15 protein-coding genes and 2 pseudogenes are annotated in these 17929 nt (G+C 31.6%); 1 reads left to right on the top strand and 16 read right to left on the bottom strand.

Annotation, left to right across the window (positions count from 1 at the left end):
• Positions 1-185: 185 nt before the first annotated feature.
• A complete protein-coding gene (locus WHD08_RS14265; protein ID WP_208890366.1) occupies positions 186-1517 on the top strand; it encodes a tyrosine-type recombinase/integrase in 1332 nt (443 codons plus the stop codon).
• Positions 1518-1620: 103 nt separating this feature from the next.
• Here the strand turns inward: WHD08_RS14265 and WHD08_RS14260 are convergent.
• From WHD08_RS14260 to WHD08_RS14195, 16 genes and pseudogenes are all read right to left on the bottom strand, one after another.
• Positions 1621-1977 (bottom strand): annotated as a pseudogene (locus WHD08_RS14260) (BfmA/BtgA family mobilization protein).
• A gap of 1174 nt (positions 1978-3151) precedes the next feature.
• Entirely contained in the window at positions 3152-4312 is a 1161-nt protein-coding gene (locus WHD08_RS14255) for a pyridoxal-phosphate-dependent aminotransferase family protein (protein WP_208890367.1), read from the bottom strand.
• Between the two features lie 127 nt (positions 4313-4439).
• Entirely contained in the window at positions 4440-4934 is a 495-nt protein-coding gene (locus WHD08_RS14250; RefSeq protein ID WP_208890368.1) for a PPC domain-containing DNA-binding protein, read from the bottom strand.
• Between the two features lie 26 nt (positions 4935-4960).
• Positions 4961-5251 carry a putative quinol monooxygenase gene (locus WHD08_RS14245; RefSeq protein ID WP_208890369.1) on the bottom strand — a complete coding sequence of 97 codons (291 nt, stop codon included), beginning with the start codon at positions 5249-5251 and terminating at the stop codon, positions 4961-4963.
• 126 nt (positions 5252-5377) lie between these two features.
• The gene (locus tag WHD08_RS14240) at positions 5378-6094 is read right to left on the bottom strand and encodes a metallophosphoesterase family protein (protein WP_208890370.1); all 717 of its coding nucleotides are present in this window, start codon (positions 6092-6094) and stop codon (positions 5378-5380) included.
• 639 nt (positions 6095-6733) lie between these two features.
• Complete coding sequence (locus WHD08_RS18650) at positions 6734-6799, bottom strand: hypothetical protein (protein WP_373943402.1); 66 nt, start codon at positions 6797-6799, stop codon at positions 6734-6736.
• 281 nt (positions 6800-7080) lie between these two features.
• A complete protein-coding gene (locus WHD08_RS14235) occupies positions 7081-8118 on the bottom strand; it encodes a glycoside hydrolase family 43 protein (protein ID WP_208890371.1) in 1038 nt (345 codons plus the stop codon).
• Between the two features lie 11 nt (positions 8119-8129).
• The gene (locus tag WHD08_RS14230; protein ID WP_208890372.1) at positions 8130-9548 is read right to left on the bottom strand and encodes an MFS transporter; all 1419 of its coding nucleotides are present in this window, start codon (positions 9546-9548) and stop codon (positions 8130-8132) included.
• A gap of 12 nt (positions 9549-9560) precedes the next feature.
• Positions 9561-10709, bottom strand: coding sequence for an endo-1,4-beta-xylanase (locus WHD08_RS14225; RefSeq protein WP_208890373.1), 1149 nt, complete (start codon positions 10707-10709; stop codon positions 9561-9563).
• Positions 10710-10938: 229 nt separating this feature from the next.
• A pseudogene (locus WHD08_RS18645) lies at positions 10939-11118 on the bottom strand (galactose-1-epimerase); the annotation flags it as partial.
• 307 nt (positions 11119-11425) lie between these two features.
• On the bottom strand, positions 11426-12595 hold the full coding sequence (locus WHD08_RS14220) for a hypothetical protein (protein WP_208890374.1): 1170 nt from the start codon (positions 12593-12595) through the stop codon (positions 11426-11428).
• Positions 12596-12688: 93 nt separating this feature from the next.
• Positions 12689-13093: a hypothetical protein gene (locus WHD08_RS14215; protein ID WP_208890375.1), complete on the bottom strand. Its 405-nt coding sequence runs from the start codon at positions 13091-13093 to the stop codon at positions 12689-12691.
• Positions 13094-13252: 159 nt separating this feature from the next.
• Positions 13253-14650, bottom strand: a complete 1398-nt coding sequence (locus tag WHD08_RS14210) for an alkaline phosphatase (RefSeq protein WP_208890376.1) — start codon at positions 14648-14650, stop codon at positions 13253-13255.
• 209 nt (positions 14651-14859) lie between these two features.
• Positions 14860-15597 carry a ThuA domain-containing protein gene (locus WHD08_RS14205; protein WP_244183305.1) on the bottom strand — a complete coding sequence of 246 codons (738 nt, stop codon included), beginning with the start codon at positions 15595-15597 and terminating at the stop codon, positions 14860-14862.
• Positions 15598-15622: 25 nt separating this feature from the next.
• A complete protein-coding gene (locus tag WHD08_RS14200; protein WP_208890377.1) occupies positions 15623-16903 on the bottom strand; it encodes a sugar phosphate isomerase/epimerase family protein in 1281 nt (426 codons plus the stop codon).
• A gap of 6 nt (positions 16904-16909) precedes the next feature.
• Positions 16910-17926: a hypothetical protein gene (locus WHD08_RS14195; protein ID WP_208890378.1), complete on the bottom strand. Its 1017-nt coding sequence runs from the start codon at positions 17924-17926 to the stop codon at positions 16910-16912.
• Positions 17927-17929: the final 3 nt, after the last annotated feature.

The raw sequence follows: 17929 nt of genomic DNA, 5'->3' as shown, positions 1-17929 counted from the left end.
GGGTTATGAGCCTAGAGATATCATAAACCAACACCTATCAAAACAACAACAACACTATGATTATTAGTTATTTGATAAAAATTGAACTCAATTAAAATGTTTTAAAATCAAATAATTCCGCACCTATTCTGTACCTCTTTTTTATATTTTGATTATCTTTATAGGGTGAAAATATAAATAATAGTATGGCTAGTATAAAAATTGTTCGACGGAAAAATAAACAGAGAAAGGACGGTACTGCTCCCTTGGCTTTAAGAATCAGTGAAAATTACAAAACTAACTATAGATTTACAGGACAATATGTCTTAGAAAAAGATTGGGATAAAATAACTGGACGAGTAAAAAGATCACATTCTTATTCACAGAAGCTAAATAACTTCCTTCTAAAAAAGCTAACTGAGGCCAATGATATATATTTTGATTCTAAGAACAAACTCACAACTAAACAAGTCAAACAAAAATTAAAAGGTGCCGGAGGTTCTAAATCTTTCTTCGCAGTTGCTTCAGAAAGGATAAAAAACAAATATGAAAGGGGGACATTTTCCGTAGCAAAATCGGAACTATCTATTCTTTACAACATCGAAGAATTCTTAAACTTGAACAAAGTCAGCGGAAAAGATGTCAGCATTCAAGAAATAAAGGCTCGTAGAAAAGAAAGAATAAGTAAAGGACGAAAGGGTGAACATTCATTTATGGATAATGTAGCGCATTTTAAAAATAAAAAATCTTTAAAATTTCAAGATATCAACGAGCCTTTTCTAGATAAATACAAAGATTTTTGCCTGGTCTATCTTGGGCAAAAAACTCGTACAATTACAAACCAACTTATTTTTATTCGAACCCTATTCAATAATGCAATTAAAACTGGTATTGTTGATTCTAAGTACTATCCCTTCGGAGGAGAAAAAGAAAAAATATGTATTGGATCTAGCCACAAAATTGGTCTCACCTCAAATGAAATTGAAAAGATTGAAATCTTGAAACTAGAGCCAAACACCTCCATTTGGCATACTAAAAACGTATGGCTCATTGCGTTTTATTTTGCAGGAATAAGAATTTCCGATGCCGTTAAACTAAAATGGACAGATTTTAAAGACGATAGACTCTTATACGTAATGCACAAAAATGATAAGCCAGTTAGTCTAAAAATACCTGAAAAAGCAATTGTTATTTTAAAGCAATACAACAGTGTTAAAGATCAAAACAACGGTTATATTTTTCCTTTTCTTAATTCTATGGAAACATCCAATAATGAGGATTTATTTAAGAAAACAAGAAATGCTACTAAACTTTTTAATAAGTATTTGAAGCGTATCGCTATTAAATGTAAAATTGATAAAAATCTATCTAATCACATTGCTCGCCATAGTTTCGGGAACATTGCCGGTGACCGAATACATCCATTAATGCTCCAAAAACTGTATAGACATAGTGACCTTAAAACCACTTTGAATTATCAATCAAATTTTATCCATAGAGATGCTGATGAGGCTTTGGATAGCGTATTGAATTTTTAATAAACGTATAAAATGCTTTACAAAATCAGCTGAACTTTGTAAATAATTACCTCTTGTTTTTTGAGGTGTGATAGTGATATACATAACTCAAACCTTAAAGGTTTTAAATTGCATTTTCTTTTTCCTTGTTTTTATCGATTCCGTTTTTCTCTAAAATCAAGCTTTTTTTTGTAGGTTCCTGTACTTGAAATAGCGATGCAATCATTGCAACGGTAGGCTTGGTTTGCGACTTTTCTACATCGTTCATAATTATAACTACTACATCAATACGTTTCTAAATGGTTGCTTCTAAAGTTCTGCCCATAGGTCCAAATTTTTCTTTTGGAGAAATTTCATTATAGAAGAAAAAATCAAGCATGGTTGCCATCGCTTCAGTATGTGATTTGAAGTGTGCTCTTGAAAATTTTTGAAAACGTTTTGCTGTTTCTTTTTTAAATCTAATTCCGATAAATAAGTTCATAATTCGCCGATTTGTCGCAAATTCTTCCCTAAAACTAGGAGTTTACAGATTATTTGTCGCAAACAACTAATTATTAGTGATTTAAATACTATATAAATCACTAACTATCAATTCCTTGAAGACAAAAAGAACGACATAACATCGCATAGCGTGTTACCCTCTTGCTACTCCTTTTGTCACGCCTTAGCTCGACAAATTTTTCGTACAACCTTGCTAAAAAGCCCATTGCCATTTTAAATTAAATGTACTTTATTTTTTAGTGTGCTCATCATAAAATATTTAAAGATTAATTAAATCCTATCTGAACAATTCAGACAGTTTGCTATTATTTTTTTTGAAGTGATTTACTTATTATATCTGGAGCGTTTTCATTTTTTGTTTTTTTTGGTGCCGCTTATTTTTTAATATTTTTATATGATTTCATAAGATTTACTTTTGTTCGCTATTTCCTTTTTTTGTTGCTGATACATTTTCATTATTTTGAATTGAGAAAGACTTATAAAAAGTGAAGCGCAGCACAACGGTTTATGCAGTCTGTTCAACTTCAAAATCTTGGTGCTTTGCTGCCAAAAAAGGAAGAAATAGGGAGGTTTGGGATTTAACCGAAATATCTATGTGAAGTACAAAAACATAGGAAGTGGCACAAATGATAAAAGAATATTCCTATTTAGCGGAGGCATTTATAATTTTTGCTCAGGAATAAAGTAGACCATTCAGGCAAAGCAGAATGGGTAACGAAAAGGAAAGCGAGAATTATGAATTGTGTCCAAGATCATTTTTAGAGAAGCTTTTTTTTCGAAATGACGCTTTTCGCGAAATGCAGGAAAATGTGCTGAACGGAATCTAAAAACAAAATTCTTGATTCTAATTTTACCCAACAACTTTTTGAGTTGATACCACCTAGACTACGCTTTTATATGGTGTAAATTTAATCCAAAGTAAATAATAATAATAATATATCTTTATCAAAAACAAACTCACTTCTTATAAAATAATAGTATTTAATTACTAATAATACTTTGAATAAAGCCACAGACCATTTTCTAAGGTTTCATAAGGATTGTTTAATACTCTAAAAGTTAGATTTTGTTGCAGTAATAAGAAAATAATGCTCTTGTAGTGAACGTGTAGTATCTTCTATGACAAAATGATGATGTAGGTTTCTTTATTCTAATTAAAAGTGTTTTAATATTTGAGCTGTTCCTAATCCTAATTCATGTGAATACCCATTGTTCTTCAACGCTGATTCAATGGCTCCAACCGTTGCGAGTAAATCATTCTTGTTTACCGACCCCATGTGTCCAATTCTAAAATAACTATTTTTTAATTGAGGCAAAAGACCTCCAGCCAGTATAACTCCTTCTTGATTTACGGCCTTTAAAAAAGAGGCTGTGTCCATTAGGTTTGGATATAAAGGCGCTGATAAGGTATTTGCAGAAACTTGTTCGTTTTTTGATAATAAGTCTAAGCCTAAAGCTTTGATTGCAGCTCGCATGGCTTTTCCTGCTCTTCTGTGTCGGTCGAAACGACTGTCTAAACCTTCCTTTAAAATGAGTTGTAAACTTTTTTCTAGAGCAATTACAAGATTAACGGCAGGTGTTCCAAAATATGAGGCTTGTCTATTTTCATAAGCTTTCATTATTGGTAACCAATTAGTCCAATCTCCATAGTAATTAGCAACAGGACTTGTTCGTTGTTCAAATGTTTGCATCGCATTTTTAGAAGCAACTAAAAGAGCAAGTCCTGGAGGAACTCCTATTGCTTTTTGAGAAGCTGTAAGTACAACATCAATTCCCCAATCTTCTTGTTTAATTTCTTCGCCCGCAACAGAGCAAACACCGTCAAGAATGGTTAATACGTTGTACTTTTTACCTAAAGCACCAATACTTTTAGCATCATTTAAAACAGCTGTTGATGTGTCAACGTGTGTAAAGGTTAAAAGTTTATAGCTTTTAGATTTTAGTTGTTGTTCTATAAGCTCTAAGGGTACAATGTTACCTACTTCAGCTTCAAGAATATCCACTTGAGCTCCATATCGTTTTAAGATTTCGGCATAACGTAAACCAAAGTAGCCTGTAGATATTACAAGTGCTTTATCACCGGTTTCTATTAGGTTTACAGCAGCCATATCCATAGCAAGCGTACCTGTTCCTGCCACTATAAATGCCTGACCAGATGGGCATTTCCAAACCTCTTTCATTAGTTTTAAACTATTGGCAAAGAGGTCTATAAAACCCGGGGAAACATGGCTAGGAGTTGGTACTGCCATACATTGCATAACTTCACTTTCAAATTCTATTGGACCAGGTATCATTAATAATTTTCTCGATTTCATCTATTGCGTTTTATAGTTTCCCAACTGTTTTATTCTGTTTTTTAACGATTTATAATCACTGAAATACTAGTAATCTACTGAGGCAGTAATTTGTCTATATTTATTACCGATTTTCTTTTCTATACTTCTAAAACTTATACAAGTTTAAACCGGTGTCCTCATCAGAATAACGATTAACGGTTCCTTCAAAACTTTCTATAACAAACTCTCCAGCTCCATTAATTTTAGCTGTAAGTAAGTGTCCTGCTAATGCTGTGTAATCACCTCGTCCAAGTGTTACATGCATGTGTATGTAATGCTTATTATTTTGTTGAGATATATTACCTGTTATGTTGGTAATTTCCATTTGTTCGGAAAACGTTTTATCTACAAACTTTTTAGTAGCTGGATCCAAAATTCTTAATGTAGCTTCATTTACAGCTCCAAGACCAGAAATTGTTCCTGCTTTTATATCTAGCTTTTTCACAAATGCAGTGATTGCTTTTGTAATTTCAGAATGGTTTTGAATACTTACAACATACGTGTTACCAAACTGCTTGTAAGTGTAAAGTTTAGAGTTTGATTGTGAGTTTGCTAAAAAAGATACTGTAAGACAGAATACTATTAAAATTGAACGTTTCATTTTGTATAAAATTTTAAATTATAAAACTAATAAGACTCTCTTATTATATCTATTGTTAAACTATCAGCCTTATTCCCTAGTTCGGTCTTTAATAATAAAAAATGTTCTGTTTGGTTATGAAAGTCAATCGCTTCCTGTGATTTCCATTCTTCCAAAATTATAACCTTTGAGCTGTTATTAATATCTTCATGTAATATATAGGAGATATTACCTTCCTCTTTCCGTGTTGCATCAGTTACGGTTTGCAACATATTTAAAACATCTTCCTTAAATCCGGGTTTTACAATAATTGTAGCTATAATTTTTAATTTGCTCATAATAAATAGTAGTAAAATTAATTTTTAAAATATACTTTCTTTTTTGATACTAGACCATTGGCCTAAAATTAAATAACTCGTATTTAATCGTTTAACTTTTATATTTTATATAAAAACCGGTAGCGATTAGTGAAAGAAGCGTTTTATTACGTTTTGCATAGTGTTAGAAAAGCGTTTTAGTTTTCCTTTTTTTATTTGTCCCTTTTCATTCGCTTTTAAAAACTCACCTGTTTCAACGTTAAAACAAGTCAACCACATGCCACCGTGTGCGAAAGTATCAATACAAATAGTATGACCAAAATCGGCTATTTCTCCATTTTTACGAGCAGTATGTCCGCAAATTACAGTTTTTCCTAGATTATAAATTACAGGGGTTTCATATTTCTTATGAAATAAATGATGCTCATTCTGTTCGTCTAGATGCTTATTGCTTTCAAGGCCCGCATGAACGAAAATGAACTCTTCTATTTCCAAATATGGCAAGCAAGAATCGATAAAGTCCCAATACTTTTTATCTACGTGGTTCATCCAGTTTAGGTTATCTGCCATTTTATACGAATATAAAGTATGGAAGCCTCCATAATTTTGGACCCATTCAGCATATTTTTGTGGTGAAGATTTGGCAGCTGTCATCATTATTTCATGATTACCAAGTATAAATTCAAAGTCGAATACTTTTCTTTTTTCTAATAACCAATCCAGTACTCCCTTACTGTCAGCTCCTTTATCAACATAGTCTCCCAGAAAAACTACTTTATCTTGCTCTTTAATTATGCCTTGTTGAAAAATGGTTTTTAAAGCATTTAGACAACCATGTATGTCTCCAATTGCGTAAATAGCCATAGTTATTTGTTGTTTTATTAAAGTCTTAAGTCCATATGTTTGTTTGTGAAATCTTAGTTTTTTTTATGTCTTATTTCCGACTTAAAAATAGATCTTATATAACTATTTACGACTATCAAAAACATAGTAAGTTACTTTTGATGTATTCTTCAACTTATCTTCTAACAGGAGATATAAATCTTACATAGGATAAATTTCTATTTTAAAAGATTTCCTAACTTTCGGTACTAGTTGTTTGTATCGTATCTAATTCCACTAATTTAATTTTTGAATTAGCAAAACTAATGTTGTTTCAAGCCAAACTATTTGACCTAAGTCAATAAATTGATATAGACTGTAATTTAATGGAGAACTAACATGTTTTAATATCGAAAATTGAAACTGTTGTTGCTAACTGGTTAGTAGATGAAAAGTAGACGATTTCGAGTAAGCACAAAGTTTGAGATAAGCCAAAAACCTTAAATTTACTGCTGTTTCACCTATTTTTCATCTGCATTTAAAATTGAACGTTTCATTTTGTATAGAATTATAAAATTAATAAAACACTCTTATTATATCTATCGTTAAACTATCAGCCTTTTTCCCTAGTTGGGTCTTTAATATTAAAAAATGAGCTGTTTGGTTATTAATGTCGATCGCTTACTGAGCTTGCCATTCTTCCAAAATCACAACCTTTGAGCTGATGTTAATATCTTCATGTAATATATACGAGATATTACCTTCCTCTTTTCGTGTGGTCTCAGTTGCGATTTACAGCATATTTAAAACATCTCCCTTAAATCCAGGTCACAAATAATTGTAGTTATAATTCTTAATTTTCTAATAGTAAATACCATTAAAATTATTTTTTTCGATATACTTTCCTTTATCTATCCAGACCATTAAAATCAGCTTTTAATTGAGGTTGAACAATTTCCGCTACATTTTTTATCTATTTCATATCATGTAGGGATGTTTGTCAATCAACAAGTTACAACTTCTTAAAACTAATCCCTATAAGGTTCTATTGTTTGTATTGTTCCATCCTCGTTATAATTAATTTCTATAACTTTTACAGAACGTAAATGTGTTACTCCTTTAGATAAACTAGAATCATGATAAAACAAATAATCTTTTCCTTCTACATTACAAACAGAATGATGAGATGTCCAACCTACAACTGGTTCTAAAATTCTACCACCATACGTAAATGGCCCATAAGGACTATCACTTATTCCATAACAAATAAAATGCGTATCGCCTGTAGAGTATGAGAAATAATATTTTCCGTTATGTTTATGTAACCATGCAGCTTCAAAAAATCGTCTATCAATATCACTTGCTAATAATAAATCTCCATTTTCATCAACAATTTCAATTTCTTTTGGCTTTTCATCAAACTCTAATAAATCATCCGTCATTTTTGCAATATATGGCAATAATGCAGGCTCATCTCCTTCAGGAAGAAACGCTGTAGGGCTTTCTGGTTGGGCTGCATTAAACTCGCCCGTTCTCCAACGTTGCAATTGTCCACCCCAAAGACCTCCAAAATACATAAAGCAACTTCCATCATCATCTTTAAAAACAGCTGGATCTATAGAAAAACTACCTTTAATTGCTTCTGGTTCTGCTTTAAACGGACCTGTTGGTGAGGTGCTTGTAGCCACCCCAATTCTAAAAATATCATCATGTGCTTTTGCTGGAAAAAACAAATAGTAAGTCCCATCTTTTTCATTTGCATCTGGCGCCCACATTTGTTGTTTTGCCCATGGCACATCTTTTACATGCAAAGCCAAACCATTATCTACAGCCTTACTATCTATACTATCCATAGATAATACATGATAATCTTCCATAGCAAAATGGCTACCTAAATCGTCAAAAGCTTCTCCTGCATCAATATCATGAGATGGATATATATATATCTTACCATCAAAGACATGTGCAGATGGATCTGCGGTATAAATGTGAGAAACTAATGGTTGCGAAATGGCTTTTTTATTTAATTCATCAAAATTGATGTGTTCTATACTTTTTTCTGGCATGGTATTCTTTTTTAAATTGCTCTTCTTTCTTTTAACTCTTTTTCTATTTTTAATTCCATTTTTTTATCAATTTCATAAAAATATAATAGTCCTACTCCTATTAAAAATGGAACTGCAGCATACACACTAATTAATAACTTTGTACCATTAATGGCTGCTTCACTTTGTATTTCTAAATGAGAATCATATCCATAGCCTCCTAAAATTGATGAAACTAAAGCACTACCAATACTTATACCTCCTTTTAAACCAACCATCATTGCAGAAAAAATAATAGCAGTGGCTCTTCTGTTTGTTTTCCATTCAGAATAATCAGCTACATCGGCAATCATCGTCCAAAGAATTGGAGTACCAATTCCGTAAAAAAACATGTGTAAAATCTGAGTACCAAATATGAGTCCTATAGATTCTGGTTGATAAAAATAAAAAGCAATGATAAATAAGGTTGAAATAAAGAGCGAAATACCTAAAACATTTCGTTTTCCATATTTATCTGCCAAACGTTTAGAAAGAACGATTCCTATTAACCCAACTAAAATTCCAATTCCGTTAAACACTCCTAAACCAAAAGAGGTTTCATTTTCAAATGTGGGTAATATTGATTTATATGGATCTAAAAACACTCTTAGTTTTTCTTCATTTACAAAGTTTTCGAAATAATAAACATAAGAACCTCCTTTCATTGCTAATGTGATAAATATTAGAGTAGTAAGCACCAACATAATCACCCAAGGTTTATTTTTAAACAAATCTGATAAATCTTCTTTTAAACTAGACTTTTGTTCTGGCTTAGGTATTACTCTTTCTTTTGTTGTAAAAAAGGTAATCATTAACATTACTGTTCCTATAATTGCTAAATAGGTCATTACAGTTTCCATACCTACAGCTTTGTTACCATCACCTGCTTTTAAAATTAAATCGTACATAAAAACTTGTACAAAAAACTGAGCTCCTAAAACACCCACAAATCGATATGCAGATAAACTATTACGCTCTTTCATATCTCCTGTAATAACTCCACTCAAGGCAGCATACGGTAAATTACTTGCTGAGTACAATAATAACAGTAAAGTATAGGTAATTACAGCATAAATAACTTTTCCTTGATACTCAAAATCTGGCGTAGAAAAAGCTAACAATGCAGTTACTCCTAAAGGTATTGCAGTCCATAAAATCCATGGTCTAAATTTACCCATTTTAGTATTGGTTCTGTCTGCCAAAGCACCCACTATTGGGTTAAAACCAAACGCAGCTATAAGACCAACTGTTAAGGTTACTAATGCGGCATCTTCTGGCTTTAGACCATAAATATCTGTATAAAAATAAGATAGATAGGTTACTAAAGTTTGAAAAACTAAATTGGCGGCTAAATCTCCAAGAGCATAACCTACTTTTTCTTTTACAGATAATTTGTGTGAAATAGTTGTCATTTTTAAGAGTTATTAGTTCGCCTTATTTTTAAGTGCAATTACATTATTATAAACTTCTTTTGGTTTATCATCTCTTCCAAAAAGTAATGGGTAATTTGTTCTCCCTTTAATTGGCCAATCATTTAACCAAGATTGTCCATCATTAACCCCCCAAAAAGTTACACGACTAATTTTATCTTTGTGTTTTAAGAAAAGATTAAAAATATCTTCATAACGTTTTGCTATTTTTAGTTCGATGTCTTTTGTTAATCCATTTGGGTAAGGGTTCATTTTAGGATCATTCTCGTATCTTTCATAGCTTTGCTCTACAGCAGCACCATCCAATTCCCAAGGATTTGGCAGAACGGTAATATCTAACTCTGTAAACATTACTTTTACTCCTAATTCTGAATACGCAATTATACTGTTTTCAATATCTTCTAAAGATGGACCCTCTAAGCTCCAATGTGCTTGCATGCCTACAGCATCAACTTTGATACCTTTTGCTTGTAAGTTTTTTACAATTCTAATAACTCCTTCTCTTTTTTCCGGTTTCCATAGATTATAATCGTTGTAAACTAGCTCTGTATCTGGTGCTGCTTTTTCCGCAAGTTTAAAAGCCAATTCTAAATAGCTTTCATCTCCAAAAATTTTATAAAACATAGATTCTCTCGGAGATCCATCTTCATTTAAAGCTTCATTTACAACATCCCAAGAATCTATTTTCCCTTTATATCTACCCGCAATTGTATTTATATGTTTTGTAATGTTATTTACTAAAGTATCTTTATTTGTAATTTCATGTACCCAAGGTGCCAATTGACTATGCCACAGCAAAGTATGCCCTACAACATGCATGTTATTTTTATTACCAAAAGCAACATAAGCATCTGATACCTCAAAATTATAAGTATCTTTTTTAGGATGAATTTGCTCCCATTTTAAATCGTTCTCTGGAGTAATCGCATTAAACTCCCTAGTTATTAAAGCTGTTTGCTCCGCATTTACTTCTTTAATCTGCCCTGTATTAAGTGCCGTACCTATTAAAAAGTCTTCTTTAAAACTATCTTTCAAAGAAGTTTTGTTTTGAGGTGTTTCTTTAACAGCTTCTTTTTTTGTCTCTTTACAGCTTAAAAAGCAAATTGATAATAAGAGTAAAGTTGTATTAATTTTATTAAACATATCTATATTGTATTTATTTGTAAATTTCTACGGATGTTACTTACTGCTATTAAATGAGTTTTTTTTATATAAACCGACCAATAGGTAGTTTTAAAAAATATCACTTAATATTGGTTTAAAATTAACTGTAATATGTAGATTGCTATAAAACAAATACTGCTTTTAGTAGAACAATTCTTGCATTATAAGAATTAAATTCTATTTTAAAAGTATTACTAAATTCTAGCAATCACTTATAAACATTAAACTTACAAGTAGTTCTTGAAAAATATTTTTCTCCTATTAATAATAAAGTTGATGGAAAGTTGGTTTGATTAGGACTATTTGGAAAATGTTGTGTATCGATACAAAACGCTGCTCTTTTTTGATATAAAACATCGTTTTTGCCTTCTAAATTATTTAGATGATTTCCTGAATAAAATTACAGTCCAGATTCAGTAGTAAAAACCTCTAAACTTCTACCAGAATTTTCATCAATTGCCTTTGGTTCAAAATCTGCATTCACGAAATAGCATGTTTCTCTCCCATACCTTTTTAACGTAATAGCATCATAATTTCATCTGCAACAGAAAATAGGTTGCCATCATTATCTATAATTTGATTACTCTTTTTGTTTTGAACATTACATGAGGTAGATAATACTATAAAGAAAATGATGTTTTTAAAACCTTTTTAGATTTTAAAAACATCATTCTTTTACTTTCATTTTAATAAATTTACTCCCTTACAAAGTTTAAGAATTTATTAATTTCAAATTCACCATCTAAAACAGTTGCTTTAAAAACATATTTACCTGCTTTGGGCATAAAAATACGTGGTGTTGTAGTATTTGGGTTATTATTTTCGAATTCACAATCGACAGGACCTTTTACTTGCTTCCATACTATTTCCAGACTAATGGCATCTTTATCCTCGTCAGTAATCACAGTTGTAATTGCAAGACTGTTATCAGTTTTTGAATACATATAATCAATAGTAATGGTTGGTGGTGTATTTATTGCAGAAACTATAGCATTGGTGTCATTTGCAAAACGTTGCTCATACTCGAGACCTGCTGCCCAAAGTGCAATTCGTTGTGCAAATACTCTATTATCAGAATGACTTAAACGGGTACCAGCTCCGGCATTCCAAAACAAATTACGATCAAAAACACCTATTACTCTTCCTTTACCTATTTCTGTTATTGCTAAAGCTACATCAGTATTTTCATTAAATTTACCATCATTTGAATTTACAACTAACCTACCGCCTAATCCGCCTTCTTGCGCTTTCGCTAAAATTACTGCCGGTTTGGAAACACGGATAAAACTTACGCCTTCTCCCCTAAAAGCAACGCCTTTATGTTTATTGTTTTTATTAATAAAGTGATCTTGTGTATACTCATTTACCAAATAGTTTCCCGCACCATTATCAGTCAAAAAATACATACCAAATTGCTCCATTAAAGCATTGTCAGAAATTCTCCCTACTTCATTATCCACACCTACAATGCTATACTCACCACCAAATCCACTATCTGACCAAGCAATTACTCCGCCACCTTTTTTCACCCAACGCTTTAAGGCTTTAGCTTCAGCTTTGTTAAAAACTCGCTGATTTGAGCCTAAAATTAAAACATCAATCGACTTTAAAAATTCGGCATTAATTACAATTTCTTGATCGTAAACTTCGTTTACAGTAAACCCAACAGCATCTAATGCTTTTTTAAAACCACTCATCCCTAATGCTCCTTCATCATTCAAACGCATTTGGTGAAATGGTTTTTTACTTCCCGATGGTAGCATACCATCAGCAGCAACATCTCCATATACATATACAATGTTTTGCGCATCTACAGCAAGAAAACAAATTAAACTTATAGTTAATAATATTATTTTACGTTTCATATATTTATTTTTAGTGATACCTTATTAATGGTTTATTTTATTTCTACGCATTAAAAAAGAGTATTCAGGTTACGCAATTCAACAGCTAAAATGCTAAAAAGTAACCTTCGACTTATTCTTTAACTTTTTTTCCATAATAGGGTATAAATCATAGGTTGGATACATCTCTGATTTAAAAGCTTTCCATGCTGTTCTTTCAATAGCAAGATTTACAGCTGATAATTTTGAAGCAGGCAGTTCTAATACTACCATTTGGCCAATTCCCATAACTACAAACCAATTAACTACAGAAACGCCTTCTGGCGGAAAATTTTCATAAAACCCTTGATCAGTTCTTATTTTTTCAATTTCATTTAAATTCATACTTTGATCATGTTTAAGAAAAACTGTTAATAACAACTTGTCTTCACCTTTTTCAGAACCGGTTTTTACATCAGTCGATTGCGAATAACCAATGAATTGTATTAAGAATAGCGCGAGTAATAGTGAGTATTTCATGTTTCGTGAATTTTAAATTAATTATATTTTTATTAAGTTAATACTTCTTGTTATGTTAGCAGATAAAAAGTATCTCGGAACTTCGACAATGGAATATTATTCCCTTTTCCCCTATTAATTGAAGATATTTTTAAAAGAATTTCATCTAAAATGATTCATTTAGATACCCATAAGTTTCAGGATTTTTTTTGGTAAATCGGTATTATCGAAATATTCTGAGAACTCTTCTTGACCTTTACCTATAACTCGAACAGGAATTGGTGTACCAGAATGATTGCCAGAACCCCAATTTATTCCTGCCTTTTCATTCAAAATATAGGCAGCTGTTTCTCCCATGGATTTTGTCTTGGTTTTAGTTAAATAATCGGCATCCGCGTTTACTTTCTTATGTCCTTTAAACTGCTTATTGTAGGCAGATTTTAATAGGGCTAATTCTTTATCATCTAAAGACAAACCGACATCCTTGTTTCCTAAGCCAAAATCTGCCTGCACTAAATCTAAAATGGTATTGAAAGAAACTTTTGGATCCGTATTTTTAAGTTCTGTCATTTTTCTTTTAAACTCTTGAACTGAAATTATTTGGTATTTCAACAATTCAGGATGTGTGGCATAATTTATCCCTGTAGTTAGAGCTCCTGTTTCATGATCTGCAGTAACTATTATTAATGTTTCATCTGGTCGTTCTTTATAAAATTCAAAAGCTTCTTTTATAGCATCATTAAACGCAATTACTTCATGTACCATGGATACACCATCGTTTCCATGACATGCCCAATCAATTTTACCGCCTTCTACCATCATAAAAAAACCTTTATCATTATCAATCACTTCAATCCCTTTTTTTGTAAAATCGGCAAGAGAAAGCGCGTCTTCTTTTTTATCAATAGCCCAGTAAAATTCTCCTGTAGGATACTTTTCAGGATTTATGGCAATTATTTTTTCATCGCCATTTTTCAGTTTATTAAATTCCTCATGAGAGTCTGCTATGGTATAGCCCTTTTTAATAGCATTTTCAAATGAATCTGGTTGATCTCCTTTTTTTCCTTTAGGATGATGGAAGCCTCCTCCTCCAAAATAATCAATATTATAATTGGGTAGCTCCATGCTAATTTCGTAATACATATTACGAGAATCTTGATGTGCATAAAAGGAAGCTGGAGTAGCGTGATCTATCATTACACTAGATAATATACCTACTTTAAAACCTGCTTTTTTTGCTTTTTGAGATATGTTTTCATACGCTATTTTTTTGTCAGGCGATTTTCCTATAATACCATTATTCGTTTTAAATCCTGTTGACATTGCTGTTGCTGCTGCACAAGATGTAGTAACATAAGAACTAGCTGAATAATTCGTCATATTCGAATTAACCGGAAAACTATTCATTAATAGTTTCTCTGATTTAATCTCGTTGGGTTTTGCATTTAAATACATTTCGGTAGTATAAACTTGACTTGCTCCCATACCATCTCCAATAAACAGAAATACATATTTTGCATTTTGTTTCGTTTGACCATATCCAATAGCACAAAACAAGGTCATTGAAATTATCATCATATTTTTAATCATGTCTTATTTATTTTAAATTATTTTTTTCTTAAACAAATGGTTTTCTAGTTAGGTAGTTGTTTGTTGAGTTTTTTTGACTAAATATTTTAAAGTAAATATATCATTAATTGAAATTTTTTGATAAAACTAAATAGTCATATTATAAAAAATTTAATGCGTTGGTTACTGAAAATAGGTTCTAAAAAGTTTGTAAAAACCTATTTATTAGATGTCCAGTATATTGCACCAAAAATGTGATTCAAAAAGTTTTTGTCTTTAAACGATTCTGGTTTATGACCTAAAGCTGTGTAAAACGATCTTCCTCCTTCATATTCTTGATACCATGAAATGGGATGTTCCGATCCCATGCCTTTTAACGGAATGTCATCATAACCCGCAGTAAAATCATAAGAAGCTTCATCAACAGTCATTAGAATATTTAGTTTATCTAAATTCATGTTTTCAAAATTATACCACTCATCACTACGAAGCCATTTCTTAGGCAAATGCCATGTTGCAGGAAAGTCCGCATTCTCTACTTTTACAATTGCTGCTTGTAATTTTGGATGATTCACAAATTTCGCTCCTACAAGACCATCAAACCAAGCATTATCGTTTTCGCCATCTGCAGTTCCGTGTATGCCAACAAAGCCTCCGCCTCGTTTCATAAATATTTTTAAAGCATCCATATGTTTTGACGTCAAAAAATTGGCATTGGCGTTCATAAATATGACAACATCATATTCTGGTAATTTTTCTATAAGATCATCTGATCTTTGCGTCCAATCAAACTTAAACTGATTTTCAGCTGCCATTTCCTTAAATGCTTCAACAGCAACAGGGATGGTATTGTAATGCCAAGTATCATGTTGGGTAAACAGCAAAACACGAAACTGGTCTTGCGCATTGGTTTTAATCATTGTAAAGAAAAATATAGTTAATAAAAGATACTTCATTCTAAAAGGTTTTATAATTAAATGTTTATTTTAATAATTCATAATAAATATATTCCCAAGCTAAACCAACACTAAATAAAGGAGGAAAGCTATAGTCTTCTACTTCTGACAAGATATATTGAACTCCAGCTATTTCTTGATACTTAAAAATATCTTTGAAATCTATTTTACCACTTTCGCCTAATTCTTTATAGTCTTTTACATGCCAACTAATAAATCGTTTAGGATAGGTTTTAAAATAATGAACAGGATTTACACCGCCCACTTGCATCCAATACAAATCAGATTGAAAATAGACATATTCTGGATTGGTGTTTTGAAGAAAATAATCATAAATAGTTACACCTTCTACCTTTAGAAATTCATCAGCATGATTATGATAGACAAACTTAAGTCCGTTCTCTTTACATAGTTTTCCAACTTTATCATAATAATTAGAATACTCCTGAAGTTCTTTAATCGTCTTGATGCCTTTTAATTTACTATTTGAAGTAGATAGATATGCTACACCCGCTTTTTTATGGTCTTGTATCGTTTTATTCCACCATGCATATATTGCGGCATCATCATTTTTATCTTCAGGATCGAAAAAAGTCATAGAACCCAAAAATTTCATACCTGCTTTTTCAACCATAGTCTTAAACTGCGTTGGACTTTGACCGTAAAAACTACCGTTTTTATATACAAAGGTCTCCACATAGCTATACCCCATTCTGCCTAACTGAATTAAGGTTTGTTCCGGATTTTTAAGCATTTCTTGGTGAACAGAAACGAGCTGAATACCAATATTTTTGTCTTTAGGATTATTTTTAATATATCTGGTTTTCCATAAACTCTTTTCATTAGCATCAAACCCTTCTAATATAACATCTGTATAATTTTGAAAGTTAAAATCCACCTTCATTGTTTTATTACCATTAAGGTCTTTATCTTGCATCGTCCATTTTTTTTCTGAAGCAAAACTTCCTTTTCCAGTGAAAAATGCGCCTTGTGCATTATGACCTGCAGCAAAAATAGTATCAGTAACACTATCATAACCAATAATTTCTTGAAGTATCGAATTGTATTGGTTACTACTATCTTTTTGTAAAACTTTAACTGTGAGCGAATGATTATTGAAATTATTCAAACTGCTCATTTTTATTTCAGGCAGTTTTGCAACACTATCTGTATTGGGATTCATAGCACTTACCCATTGACCCGAATATTGCATGAGTCGATCTTTTTGAGAAGTAATACTGTAGTTTTCTTGAGCAAAACCGACAAATGTCATTAGAAAAATAACTAAAAATATAACTTTTTTCATCTTTACTTATTTATTATTAAGGTGAATAAATAATGGCTTCTCCATTTCTTTTTTATAAGCCTCTAATACAAATGGATTTTTTTCGATACGTGCATCTTTCCAATCATGCCATGGAAAACCATTTCTGTTAGACCAATATTCCCAATCCCAATTGATATAGCAAAATGCTTTTATTCCTGGGTTGTCATGAAGCATCTTGAAAAAAGGTTTGAACCATTTATCCCAAGAAGTTTCACCATCTAAAACACCTACAAATCGTGGAGTACACTCGCCAATCATAACGGGTCTTTTATGAATATGCGCTGCATCAAAAAAGTTTTGTAAACCAATATGATCAAATTCTTCAGGACTAAAAATATCGATACCCCACCAATCTACATATTGGTCACCAGGATAATAGGTCATCAACTTTTCAAGACTTATAAAATCTGCAGAGCCACCACCAGAACACCAAACCGTAGCCGATTTTATATTCTTTTCTTTAAATGCCTTTGAAATAGTGATGAATACTTTTTTAAAACTTTCAGGTGAATAGCCGTTCCAATCGCCTTCAAACTCATAACCAATTCTAGTAAAAGAGGGTCTGTCTAAATCTAAAAGCATTTTATAAAATGCTTGTAATTGTTTGTTATATTTTCCATCAGCGACTTCTTTATCCAAACCTGCTCCAGTATCCTTACCGCCAGTAAACCCTAAACCAATTTGAGGCATTATCCCTTTGGGCAAACTATCTAAAACCTGTTTTAAACTTTTTCCCCAACGCTCAATCCTTTTTACCGGTGAAGTTATATTAACATACGTCATATAAATTGCAGGCATTTTATCTTGTCCTACAGCATTTACATAATCGTGAAACCCATTTTTATCTTGACCAGCACCGTGATAAATTCCTTTTTCTGGTTCGTATTTAGCATTGTAATTAAAACGAGGTTTTGCCTCTTGGCTAAATCCATTTTGCAAAAATAACAGCAGAATAATTAAACTTATTTTATATATAAATAATGAACCTATTGATTTTATCATTTT

Origin of the sequence: Polaribacter sejongensis (assembly GCF_038024065.1) — a bacterium.
In the GTDB taxonomy this organism is placed as follows: domain Bacteria; phylum Bacteroidota; class Bacteroidia; order Flavobacteriales; family Flavobacteriaceae; genus Polaribacter; species Polaribacter sejongensis.
This window is presented reverse-complemented; position numbering and strand designations above follow the sequence as displayed.